Annotated in this window: 8 protein-coding genes; 7 read left to right on the top strand and 1 reads right to left on the bottom strand. The window is 46.0% G+C overall.

Translation table 11 applies throughout. The features are described 5' to 3' along the window. Positions 1-48: 48 nt before the first annotated feature. Entirely contained in the window at positions 49-1,092 is a 1,044-nt protein-coding gene (hemF, locus tag AC5I6P_RS16265; RefSeq protein ID WP_495694821.1) for an oxygen-dependent coproporphyrinogen oxidase, read from the top strand. A 573-nt stretch (positions 1,093-1,665) separates the two neighbouring features. Here hemF and AC5I6P_RS16260 read toward each other — a convergent pair. Beyond that, the gene (locus AC5I6P_RS16260) at positions 1,666-3,042 is read right to left on the bottom strand and encodes a superantigen-like protein SSL4 (protein WP_495694820.1); all 1,377 of its coding nucleotides are present in this window, start codon (positions 3,040-3,042) and stop codon (positions 1,666-1,668) included. Positions 3,043-4,226: 1,184 nt separating this feature from the next. Between AC5I6P_RS16260 and AC5I6P_RS16255 the strand changes: the two genes are divergently transcribed. From AC5I6P_RS16255 to AC5I6P_RS16230, 6 genes are all read left to right on the top strand, one after another. Beyond that, positions 4,227-5,336: a glycosyltransferase gene (locus tag AC5I6P_RS16255; RefSeq protein WP_495694819.1), complete on the top strand. Its 1,110-nt coding sequence runs from the start codon at positions 4,227-4,229 to the stop codon at positions 5,334-5,336. 36 nt (positions 5,337-5,372) lie between these two features. Continuing rightward, positions 5,373-7,586 carry a GumC family protein gene (locus AC5I6P_RS16250; protein ID WP_495694818.1) on the top strand — a complete coding sequence of 738 codons (2,214 nt, stop codon included), beginning with the start codon at positions 5,373-5,375 and terminating at the stop codon, positions 7,584-7,586. 131 nt (positions 7,587-7,717) lie between these two features. Next, positions 7,718-8,635, top strand: a complete 918-nt coding sequence (gene hepC, locus AC5I6P_RS16245; RefSeq protein WP_495694817.1) for a heterocyst development glycosyltransferase HepC — start codon at positions 7,718-7,720, stop codon at positions 8,633-8,635. 86 nt (positions 8,636-8,721) lie between these two features. Continuing rightward, positions 8,722-9,684, top strand: a complete 963-nt coding sequence (locus AC5I6P_RS16240; protein ID WP_495694816.1) for a glycosyltransferase family 8 protein — start codon at positions 8,722-8,724, stop codon at positions 9,682-9,684. A gap of 55 nt (positions 9,685-9,739) precedes the next feature. Further along, positions 9,740-11,572, top strand: coding sequence for a heterocyst formation ABC transporter subunit HepA (gene hepA, locus AC5I6P_RS16235; protein ID WP_495694815.1), 1,833 nt, complete (start codon positions 9,740-9,742; stop codon positions 11,570-11,572). Positions 11,573-11,705: 133 nt separating this feature from the next. Next, on the top strand, positions 11,706-12,662 hold the full coding sequence (locus AC5I6P_RS16230) for a glycosyltransferase (protein ID WP_495694814.1): 957 nt from the start codon (positions 11,706-11,708) through the stop codon (positions 12,660-12,662). The last annotated feature ends 510 nt before the right edge of the window (positions 12,663-13,172 follow it).

Genomic DNA, 13,172 nt, shown 5'->3' with positions numbered 1-13,172 from the left:
TCTTTGCCACTTCATAAAACGCTATTTTCTGTTCAGGAACCGCGATATATGACTGCTTTTTCCACCTCAGAAAAAACCACGTCCCAAGCACTACCTCCGTCGGATTCTCGCGATCGTGTTAGTCATTGGCTTAAATCTTTTCAAGACAAAATTTGCCAGGGGTTAGAAGCCGTTGATGGCGCAGGCAAGTTTCAAGAAGATAGCTGGGAGCGTCCGGAAGGTGGCGGTGGGCGATCGCGAGTCATGCGCGAGGGAAATGTGTTTGAACAAGGCGGCGTTAACTTTTCGGAGGTTTGGGGAAAGGATTTACCGCCCTCGATTTTAGTGCAGCGTCCAGAAGCAAAAGGTCACAGCTTCTATGCCACCGGAACGTCGATGGTGTTGCATCCACGTAACCCCTATATTCCAACGGTTCACCTCAACTATCGTTATTTTGAAGCAGGCCCCGTATGGTGGTTTGGTGGCGGCATTGACCTGACGCCTTACTATCCGTTTGAAGAAGATGTCATCCACTTTCACCAAACCTTGAAGTCGGCGTGTGATGCTCACCATCCGGAGTACTATCCGACCTTTAAGCTATGGTGTGATGAGTATTTTTACTTGAAGCACCGCAATGAGACCCGTGGCGTCGGTGGAATTTTCTTTGACTACCAGGACACTCAAGGAATTCTCTATCCAGTCTCCTATCCAGGTTCTCAGTTAGACAGCCCTGCTGCTAATCGAAGTCAGGCAGCCGGTGCGGTGAAAGATCGGACATGGGAAGATTTGTTTGAGTTTGTGCAATCGTGCGGCAATGCCTTTTTGCCCGCTTATGTGCCGATCGCAGAACGCCGTCGAAATAGTGAATACAGCGATCGCGAGCGCAATTTCCAACTTTATCGACGCGGACGCTACGTCGAGTTCAACTTGGTTTACGATCGCGGCACAATCTTCGGGTTGCAAACCAACGGACGGACTGAATCGATTCTGATGTCCTTACCGCCTTTAGTGCGATGGGAGTATGGCTTTGAGCCACAACCTGAAAGCCCAGAAGCCCGCCTCTATGATATTTTTCTCAAGCCTCAAGATTGGGTGAACTGGTCAGCTCATTGAGCTAGAGTGTGAGCGATCGCTACGCGTATTAAAAATCAGTGCGTTCTCTGGATCCTGTTTGGTAGAACTGAAACTTTTGCATAAAGTCTGGGAAGCAAGATGTAATGTTCGCTCCCCAGACTTTTATTTTTTCAAAAAGGCTCATCTATTAGATGGCTACAAGTTGTTGTCCTCTTGGGGTCAGATCTGGTATTAGTAGCGATCGCATGGCAAGCGCGAAAGCAATTAGTACTCCTTGGCTTTCCATCTGAGCCTTTCGAGAAAATTCGCTTTCGACGCTACTTGTTTTTGGTATTGAGCTATGAGTTCTCGTTACTTAATGCTTCTATAACTCTGGTGCATCGCGCTGCAATTATCTAGAACTTATTAAGGTCATCTGAGTGCAAACATCCAAATCTTGCAAACCCGAATCAGCGATTGGCTCGTCGGACAATTTGCGTTTTCACGTCTATTGGGTTGCACGATGGTATCACTGGGCTGTTTATCAACCAATTCTTTGAATCAACCGATCTAAATTTAGTCGGGCTGTCTAGATTACTTCATTCGTATGTTTAGAACATCACGTCTAGAACATCACTGTTTGTTCTTGCTCGATTTTTGCTCCACAACCTTAGTTTTTGAACTGACAATGGTTGCTAGATCAGGACTTTGCGGAATAATAATGACCCGACGCTGATAGTTAATGAATCCATAGCTAGGCAACGAGGGATCAGAGGCTTCAGCACCAAACGCTTTAGCTGTCTGTAACCACTCGCTGCGGTACTCTGCTGAATCTAATTTGCGAAGCGCGAACGAGTTAGGGGTGTTGTTGTGTTCAACCTCTGTAGCGGCTTGCTTTGTTAAGGGCATCACGATCGCACTAATGCTCTCAGGAAGAGCTTGAGGTAACGCCATCAGCTCTTGCAAACTCTGAGCAGACCTGAGAATCTGATCAATATCAATCAAACGATTCTTTGGACTAGCTTCTCCTACAGTGCCAATTGGCTTCGCCAACCTCTGAAGGGTCGCGCCTTGCTCCAGCGAGGACGAGCTTTCAGAGGTAGCAGGATTATCCTTCCGTGGATCTGCCAAATCTTTCGGCGCCTCTCTCACCACCTCCCCTTGAAGACTGGCACTGGGTGCAATGGGCTGGAGTGCAGGAAGGAGAGCAGAGGGAGCAACCTGCGGTTGAACCTGTTTAGTGCCTGTGGACTGAGTGAAGCTCGGCGTCTGAGGTTTCTCAACGATTAAAGCCTCCGGAGGAGCAATATTCTGCTTGACGCTGGTCGCGGCTTTAGCAGGGCTTAGAGAGGCTTGCGTTTGCCGAGTGCGGCTAGAGGCAGTGGTTTTGCGTAAAGGCTGAGCGAGCGATGGACTCAGTTCGACAGATAAGCTCTCATTAGCAGAACGAATGGGAAGGATCTGCTGTAGTTTCTGCCGGGCTGTTGTTTGAGAAACCGGGACGGGTGACTGTTGTAGGGTACGCTTTGCTTTTTGAGGAGAGCTAGACGATGAAGTCGATTTTGATTGGATCGGGTTAATCTGCTCTGGCGGATTCGGGTTAGTCGATGCAGGTTTGGCTGTATTCTGGCGACGGAGTGACTCCGATATCTTTCCTGTTTTTTCTGGAAGAGAAATCGGCTGACCTTGGATTGCCTTCACCGAGAGAAAACCAACTGCCGCACTTGCACCCAGAAGTCCTACACCGACTAAACCTGTTTTGAGAGGAGCGCTAAAGTGCGATCGCGGTATTGCCTCTGGAGAGCGAGCAGAAGCTCCAGCGGTCTCAAAGTAATAGTTGAAGTAGGTTAATGGTCCTGCGCTGTGAATCTCATAAAAATCAGCATTTTCATCTGAAACTGGATCAAGCATCATCTCATCGGTTGATAAATTGTGAGAAGAGACATCTGTAGGCAAGAGATCTTCCACGATGGAAATAAATTGTTCCGTCTGTTCAACTGATTTAGTCATTGATGCAGTTCCTACTGGCTGAATATGACACGATTTAGCGCGACCGAAACGGAGATGCTTCCTCTTGAGTTTATAAAGACACTAATTTAAAAGACACTGTAAAACAGGATTACCCGGATAGGCAGCTAGGCAATTTAGGCTCACTCATTTAACTCCACAGCGAGTTTATCCAACTCCACTATGAGTCTATACAGCATTTTGCAATTTTGCCAGTTAAATCCGCAATTCTACTTAAGTAGAGCTATGCCATCGCGCTCAATTAAAGCTAGTTAAAACTAGATGAGTAGTTCTGTTGCATTTAGCAGATAATCCAGGTTTTCGAAGCCAATCTTTTGCGGGTTAGCTTCAGTAAGATATTCAGTAAGCACTAGAATTTATACCGACTCATAAAATAACTAGCCTATTATTTCTACTGAGTGTATTTGTCAACAACTCATAACTTAGCCGAGCTTCTTTCAGTAGAAGTATCGAAAATGTCCGGATATTAACTGGTGTCTCCGTATTGCATTAAGCAGGAGCAGTAATATCTTCCTAGCTGTGTTGGTGAGGACGATGCTTGTAGGGACAACGCCTCTAGACCTCTTTAAGTGAGTGGTCTTTTCTTTAGTAAGCAGTAGTGTAAGTAGTAAAAATCATGATCAAGCTTTCATCTCTATTTACTGAAACCGTTTGCCAGGTTGATTCATGTCTTACATTGATGTCGCTATGCTTCAGCTGATGACAGCAACTTACATGCTATTTCATGCTGAAAACTCTATCGCACGAAATAGATGTTGTATCATCACTAGAAAACAGGGATTTTATCTTAAGACGGCTCATTCAAATGAAATCTGAATACTGTTGAGCCAACTAACAGTGAGATAGGTAATTTTCGCTTCCCATAGCATGGCAAAAATTTTTACTTGTCATAGAACAATGCGAATCCTAATCAATGTCTGAAAAGATTGTTTTGATGTTACTTTCTTGTTTCTATATACATGTCTACTAGCATTTAACTAAACCTTAAAATCATTATCCAAAGCCTTTAGTATAGTTATCTCATGTTTCCTAGTTCGTTTAGCTAATTAATCTAATTTTGGTGTTTTTTTCGTTTTATTTCTTAGTACGGGTGCGGTTTTAGGAAGATTTCATTTTTTACGCTGCGAAACAACCAGGCTTTACTGAAAATTGCGCTATTCACTGTAATGAAAATTGCCCTAGTTCATGATTATCTAACTCAGCGAGGTGGTGCAGAGCGCGTGTTTGAGTTGCTGTGCAAGCACTTTCCTCAAGCAGACATTTTTACGTCGCTATTTGACCCAGAACACACTATTAACTTAGGCGATCGCGCGGTTCAGACGACCTTGCTACAACAAGTGCCTGGAGCGGCAAAGCATTTTAGGCTATTAGCGCCTTTTTACTATCCAGCCTTTCGCGCGTTAGACTTGCGTGATTATGATTTGATTATCAGCAGTAGTACCAGCTTTGCGAAAGCGGTGCGAAAGCGTCCGGGTGGCTATCACGTTTGCTTTTGCCACAATGTCACTCGGTTTTTGTGGGATACCCAAACCTATTTACGAGAGTATCGGGATTTCCATACGATTTACCCAGTTTTAGAAAGGATTTTTCGGGTGATGCGATCGTATGACTTAAAGTATGCGCAAGAGCCAGATCTATACATCGCAAATTCGAGTATAGTAGCGCGTCGGATTGAGAATATTTATCGCAAACGCGCAATCGTGATCAATTATCCAATCGATACGAGCAAATTTCTTTTTTCGGATCGCAAAGAAGATTACTATCTTGCGTCAACCCGAATGATTAGCTACAAACGTTTAGATGTGATTGTGGAAGCCTTTAACTGGCTCGGTTTGCCCTTATTGGTTACAGGAGATGGTCCTGAAAGCGGACGACTTAAAGCGCAAGCCTCAAAGAACGTTCAGTTTTTGGGATACGTGAGCGACGACGAACGCAAACAGTTGATGTCTAAGGCGAAAGCAGTCGTGGTTGCTGCTCTGGAAGACTATGGTTTAGTTCCTGTTGAAGCCAACGCAAGCGGAACACCAGTGATCGCGTACGGAGCAGGTGGGGTTCTCGATACCCAGATTCCAGAAGAAACGGGTGTATTTTTTAACCGACAAACACCCGAATCATTGCAAATGGCATTACTGCGATCACAGAATATCCAATGGAATTACTCAAAAATTCGCGAACATGCCATCACTCAGTTTTCAGAAGAAACATTTTTTGTAAAAGTCAATCAGGTAATGCAGCAAGTGTATCAACAGCTTGAATCAAATCTTGTAACGCTGTGAGAATTCAAAAATCACTCTAAAATCATCAAGGGTATTATGACCATTACATCCCCAGTGCTGCCTAGTTCTTCGATAGACAACGATTCTGGCTACGGTCAGATCTTTGCGATCGCGTGGAGACGAAAGTTTTGGATCGTAGGAATTCTGGTCGCCGCGCTGGGAGTAGGCGCATTTCGGACCTCCCAAGAGACGCCAACTTACGTTAGCTCGATGCAGCTTTTAGTCGAGCCAAACTATAGAGGCAAAGAAACGCAGCAGAAGGAAGATCAGTTTGCAGACTCGAATGTGGAGGTTGATACCGCCACGCAGCTCAGCTTGATGCAGAGTTCAAGCCTGCTACAAAAAGCGATGAAGCTGCTGCAAGCTGATTATGAGGATCTAGATCCTAAAGATCCGGGCAGCGTTCAAGCGTTTAAGGGATCGATTTCGATTGCTCCGGTCTCATCCGAAGCTGGTGATAAAAAGAGCAATTCGGGTGAAACGAAAATTTATGAGGTGGCCTACACCAGTGATGATCCCGCGAAGACACAAGCCGTTCTAGGGGCGTTAAAGCAAGTTTATTTGCAGTACAACCTCGCTCAGCAAAAACAGCGACTCGATCGTGGATTGTCGTTTATTAACGATCAGCTGCCTAAGATTGATGGCAAGGTGAAGCAGTCTGAGGCCGCGCTAGAGGAGTTTCGCAGGAGCCAAGAATTAATTGATCCAGAGAGCGAGGCTAAAGCCCGTGCAGACGCTTTTGCTCAATTGCAACAGCAGCAGGAGGTCAATGCGGCTCAAATTCGAGAACTGCAAACCCGCTATAACAGTGTTCAACAACAGGTTGCGCTTTCTCCTCAGCAGGCAGTCATTGCAGCACGGTTGAGCCAATCAACCCGGTATCAGGCGCTATTGAACGAGATTCAGAGATCTGAACTCGCGATCGCGCAGCAACGGCTGCGCTTCACCGATAAGACGCCGTTTGTGCAGCAGGCACTGGAGCAGCGACAGAAGCAAGTTGATTTGCTGCGCGAAGAAGTTAGTCGAGTGATTGGTAGTTCGGCGGCTTCGGCAAATCAAGATGCCTTAATGCAGGCTGGACAGTTGGGAGACCTAGATTTAACGCTGATTGGGCAGTTGGTGGATGCTCAAATTAATTTGCAAGCGGCACAAACGCGCTATTTTAGCTTGGCAAACACCCAAGAACAACTGCGATCGCAACTCAAACAATTCCCGAAACTATTGGCGCAGTATGGACGCCTACAGCCAGAAGTCGAATTAAATCGAGACACGCTAAAGCAACTGCTAAAAGCAAAACAAGATCTGGGGCTAGAGATTGCCCGGGGCGGATTTGCTTGGCAAGTTGTAGAAGAGCCTCAGCTTGGGGTCAGAACAGGTCCTAATCTGCCTAAAAATCTGATGTTGGCGGGTGTAGTAGGACTGCTTTTAGGAGGGGCGGCCGCCTTTGCTCGCGAAACGATGGATGATGCCGTTCATAACTCTGATGATCTGAAGCGACAATCCTCTCTACCTCTATTGGGCGTCATTCCAGAAGCGCTCGCTAGCGAGAAGGGAGAGCCATTGAGCTTACCGTTTCCGCGATCGCCTGAAGTGGCAACAACAGCGTCAATCAATCACGTGTTGCACTGGCAACCGATGCGCGAATCGTTAGATTTGCTGTATCAAAACATTCAGCTACTCAGTGCTGAAAATCCGCTGGAGTCATTAGTGATCACGTCAGCATTGGCAGGTGAGGGCAAATCCATGTTGGCATTAGGACTGGCGATGAGTGCGGCTCGGTTGCATCAACGAGTGTTGCTCATTGACGCGGATCTGCGTCGCCCCAGTTTACACAAGCTTCTAAATCTGCCCAACAGTCGGGGGCTGTCTAGTTTGCTCACCAGCAATGCTCCGCTTCCTCAGCAAGTCGATGCTCGCTCTTCTAGTCTGCGCAACAACATTGCTGTATTGACGGCTGGAGCCACTCCGCCCGATCCAGCAAAGCTTCTCAGTTCTCCTCGGATGAAAGAAATTATGGCAACCTTTAAGCAGACCTATGACTTAATTTTGATCGATGCGCCACCTGTGATTGGGATGGTAGATGCAGTATTGGCGGCGGGCTGTTGTGATGGTGTGGTGATGGTAGGACGGATAGGTCAAGTGACCCGCACAGAGTTAACTCAAGCGACGAATGCGTTGAGTCGTCTGAATGTAATTGGCGTAGTTGCAAATGGTGCTCATCATGTTGCGACTAGCAATGTAGCGGCTTAGTCGAATTAAACATTTTTCATTTTCAAACGAATTCTGACTTTGCGCTGTTTCCTGTGTATTTGTTGGTGGTGTATCTGACTGATGCTGTTGACCTAGACAGTTTTGATTGCCCTTTCTCAGTCGGATGTTTTATGAGTAATCGTGTTTCAGTGTTAGGTTCTTTACCTGCTCGCCCGTCCCGGTTGGCAAACCCGACCGGATGTTCCTTGGTTTGGCGGCAGCGTAAGTTAGCTGTTCGCTCGGTTCCGTTGGAGAAGCAAATTTCGTTGCCGCCGCTTGAAACCCCAGAAGGGTTGGTGGATTGTTTGCAACGATCGCCGGTTCGCTTAGTTCGGTTAGATTTACCCTTGGGTGAATCCCAGCTGCGATCGTGGGCAAATGCTTGTCATGGAGCAAAGAAGCCTGCTTATGTGCGAGTGCTGCCAACCCGCAATCTGCCGAGTGTGACGAACCCCCTGCAATGGAAGATTAAGCGCTCGTTTGACTGGCTTGCTGCTGCCTTGATTTTGCTGTTGAGCAGTCCGATAATGATGGCGATCGCGCTGCTGTTATCAGTCTCGTCTCCAGGACCAATCCTTTTTAGGCAATGGCGAGTGGGAGAGCGCGGTAAGCTGTTTCAGATCCTCAAATTTCGCACGATGGTGGTAGATGCAGAACGTCAACATCATCAGGTGATGGGCAATCAGGCGGGGTTGCACAAACTCAAGGATGATCCTCGCATTACGCCGATCGGGCGGCTGTTGCGACGCTATAGCTTGGATGAGCTACCGCAACTGCTAAATGTGTTGCGGGGAGAGATGAGTTTGGTGGGTCCGCGTCCTTGGGCGCTGTATGATGCAGTGCGAATTGCGCCAGAGTTGCAGCATCGCTTGAATGCGTTGCCGGGCATTACGGGTGCATGGCAGGTGGAGGCGCGATCGACACAGTTGGATATCAATATCGTCAATCGCAACGATTTAAACTATCTGAGCCATTGGTCGCTGGTGCAAGATTTCAAATTTTTGCTGATGACGATCCCTAAAGTGATTTCAGGATTTGGGGCGTATTGATGCATTGATAAACTCTCGCGAATAGCTTTGCTGAGCTCCGTAGGATTGCCCCGTGATTTCTTATTCTGAAGCTTCTCTAAATCACCATGCTAAATCGAACCCATTCGAGCCAATTTACGCCAACTACTCTAGACGTACCAATTTGCAGTGCTCAAACGATTTCAATTGTCTGTGCTGCCGATGATAACTACGCGATGCCACTTGCAGCGCTTGCCTACTCAGTACTTGCAAATCTCAATTTAGCTAAGCGATTGGAACTATTTGTACTGGATGGCGGAATTCGAGACTCTAGTAAACGTAAGATCCTTAAATCTATCGATCAGAGTCGTTGTCAGGTGCATTGGTTAACGCCCTCAGAAGACCTCTTGAAAGATATGGTCATTTCACGTCATATTACAATTGCTGCTTACTATAGGCTCTTGATTGCCGATCTCTTGCCGGATCATCTCGACAAGGTAATTTATCTTGACTCAGATTTAGTGGTTGATGCTGATATTGACCTCTTGTGGAACACTGATTTCCACGGGCATTGTGTGTTAGCAGTTCAGGATTTTGCTCTCCCTGATGCAGCAGTAGGGCTATTAAATTACAAGAGCTTAGGAATTTCCAGCACCAGTAAGTACTTTAATTCAGGAGTGCTGTTGATCGACCTTGAGAAATGGCGAACCGAAAGCATTGGAGCGAGAACGCTGGAGTATCTCACGAAGCATAAAGAGTTTGTTCGCTACCATGATCAAGATGGATTAAACGTTACTTTAGCGGGGCAGTGGGGAGAGCTAGATCCTCGATGGAACAGTCAAGGATATCTTCACCAGTTCAGCTCCTGGGAAGATAGCCCATTCTCAGAGACAGTGTTTAACAACCTTACAAACCAGCCCTACATTGTTCATTTCACAGCTGGGTATAAACCTTGGAATTGCCGTCATCACTCTGAGCAAGACTGGTTCTATAAATACTTAGATAAAACTGAGTGGGCAGGTTGGCGATTTCCGCTTTGGAGAGCGATTTGGCGAAAACTAATCCAAATAATGACTCAACACACCAACTGAACTTTAGAGCTACAGAACTGATCGTAGCAGTGTGATCACTTTTAGAGTATGACCCATGTCCTTGATATTTTCTAACTTACTTCGCAAGCTATTAAAACCTACGGCATTTTGGCAGAATAACTACATCATCTTACGCGAATTTAAATACTTTCCTCAACTTGCAATCTTGGCGATCGTGTTTTCGTTGCTAGCTGCGCTTCTTGAAGGGGTTGGCATCGGTCTACTGCTTTCGTTTTTGCAAAGTCTGACGACTCCTGGCACTAAAGTTGCCAAGACTGGAATGGGCGGACTGGACGCTTTGATTTTTGGAACTGATTCATCGGCTACGAGTCAGCTTTATCGAATCTCGATAGTGATTGTTTTGACCACGTGGATGCGGGCTGCCTTTAGCTACTTGTCGGCCGTGTTTGTTGAACGGACTCAGCTAAAGCTACTTGATCGTTTGCGTAAACGGATTTTTGAGCAACTTCAAGCGGTTCAACTGAGCTATTTTGCAAAAACTCGTTCGGGCGAATTGATCAACACCATTACTACTCAAACTGAGCAACTGAAATCAATTTTTGGTGGTATTGCGTACCTTCTAACTCGGATACTAGCGACGGTTACTTACTTGATCTCTATGTTTTTGATCTCGTGGCAACTCTCGCTAATCTCGTTGCTGTTGCTGAGTTTGTTATCCACTGCGTTATCAACCCTAAACAAACGGGTGCGGCAAACCGGATTTGCCGTATCAGCAGCTAGTGGTCGGTTTACGTCAATCGCGATCGAATTAATTAATGGCATTCGCACGGTTCAGGCATTTGCGACGAATGATTTTGAACGACAGCGCTATTACCGTGCCAGTGGTGAAATTGTTAGTACATCGAGCCGAGCGGTCGCGGCGATGACCTCGGTTAAACCCCTAGGAGAGGGATTTTCAACCACGATCTTAATTGGACTCATTGCGTGGGGATACACTGTTCTAGTGCCAAGCGGAGCGCTACAGGTTGGCTCCCTGCTTACGTTCTTCTTTGTCTTGTTTCGGCTAGTCCCTGTTTTGCAAGAGTTTAACAGTACAAGAGCCAATCTTAGTTTCATGAAGGGGGCAGCCGACAACGTGAAGGCGCTGCTGAGATCGGAGGACAAGGACTACTTTCAGAATGGGTCTGTTCTGTTTCCGGGGTTGAAGCGATCGATTGATCTGGTGGCAGTTGATTTTGGCTACGAACCGACTAATCTCGTGCTGCGTGACATCACCCTAAGTATTGAGCAGGGCAAGATGACGGCGCTGGTTGGAGCATCGGGCGCAGGTAAAACAACGTTAGCGGATCTGATTCCACGATTTTATGATCCCACCCAAGGTCAAATTTTGATCGATGGCGTTGATATACGGCGGTTTGAAATTACCTCACTGCGCCGTAAGTTAGCGGTTGTGAGTCAGGATACATTCATTTTCAATACCACTGTTTTCAACAATATTGCCTACGGTACGGATAATGCAACGGAAGCAGAGATCATAGAAGCAGCACGATTGGCAAATGCACTGGAATTTATTCAGGATATGCCAGAAGGATTTGATACACTGCTTGGCGATCGCGGGGTCAGATTATCGGGCGGACAACGACAGCGCCTCGCGATCGCACGTGCGCTACTCCGCAAGCCCGAAATTTTGATTCTGGATGAAGCGACCAGTGCGCTCGATTCTGTGTCGGAGCAATTGATTCAGAAGTCGCTGGAAGACTTGTCAGTGGGAAGGACGGTGATTGCGATCGCGCATCGACTGTCTACCATTGTTCGTGCCGACAAGGTTGTTGTCCTTGAGCAGGGGCATATCGTCGAACAGGGAACCTACCAGGATTTGTTGGTTCAACGCGGCAAGCTTTGGAATTATCACCAACTTCAGCACTGAGCGTGAGCAAATTAGATACTAAATGAACTGCTATGGGAAATAGAAAAAGACAAACTTAATAGAGGGCGAAGTAATTGCACTCTAGCTATTTCAAAAAGGACACTAGTTACACTAAATTACCATTGTACTCTCCATGAAACCAGCCATCAGCGTTATCACTTGTACCCATAATCCTCGTCGTCATTATCTTGACAGGGTTTTGAATGCGCTTAAAGATCAGACCTTATCGACCGAGCATTGGGAACTTTTAATTATTGATAATGCCAGCGATCGATCTCTAAATGCCGAAATTGATTTGAGTTGGCATCCTAAAGCTCGCTGTCTTCGAGAAGAGCAATTAGGTCTAACTCCTGCCCGTCTGAGAGGCATTAGAGAAGCAGAAGCGGAAATTTTGATCTTTGTCGATGATGATAATGTCTTAAATTCGGACTACCTTGAGATTGCTTTGCAAATCAGTAAAAACTTTCCTTTCGTAGGAGCTTGGGGCGGACAAACTCAAGGTGAATTTGAAGTTCCGCCCCCCGACTGGGCACAGCCTTATTTAATTCTTTTAGCAATTCGAGAATTTGATCATAACAAATGGTCAAATCTCTATAGTTACGAAACAACTCCTTGTGGAGCGGGATTGTGTGTGCGTAAGCTTGTAGCTGAAAAATACGCTGAGCTAGTCTTTCATCATCCTAAACGGCTCGAACTTGACCGAAAAGGGCAACGGCTTACTTCTGGCGGAGATAGCGATCTCGCTTTTACCGCGCACGACCTAAACTTGGGAACTGGGCTGTTTCCAGCATTGAAACTTACGCATTTGATTCCAGCGCAACGGCTCCAAGAAAGCTACTTTCTCAAGCTCATTGAGGGAGTACACTACTCCAACGCCGTACTAGATTTTCTGCGAGGTGACCCAAATTGGTCTGCTATGTCTTCTAATTCTTCATTGCGCGGAAAGCTACGCCAGTTCTATCACCTTTTCAAAAGGTATTCTAGAGAACACCGCTTCTATGAGGCAAGTCAGCGAGGAAAACTACTCGCAGTTCAAGAGATTACAGAATTCCTCGATAATCTATCCAGCACGCCACCATTGTCTCACTAGATCCTGATTCTGCTTGGAGAATTCCTATCATTTCCAATAGCAATGCTTGTTGAAGTATTTCGATGATCAAGTAATCTACTGATATCACAATTTGATGTTCTGGCATTGTGATATCAGCCTCGCGAAGAGATTTACTCCACGCTAGAGTTGATTGTTCATCAGGTTTTTACCTTTTGAACTCGCGAACTGCGGGATTGAATAAGAGTATGTGTAAAGCCTTTTTATCTAGCTCTAGACTATAGAACTATGGCTGCACTTTTCTAATTATTCGCCTTCAATTTCAATTCAGCAAGTTTTAGGAACGATAAGATACAACGAGCAGGCGAAAACAGGAACATCTCATAGGATCAGATACTACATCCTTGAATGTGACAAAGTAAGGGTTGAAGAATACTCTAAAGCTAAGTTGGTTAAACCTTGGAGAACAATTCTAATCGCTATTTGGACAAAATTCCAAAGATCTAAAATCATCGAAGTTTAAGGTTGGTTCGGAATGAGAGATATTCCATA

The organism is Myxacorys sp., assembly GCF_059501405.1.
This window is presented reverse-complemented; position numbering and strand designations above follow the sequence as displayed.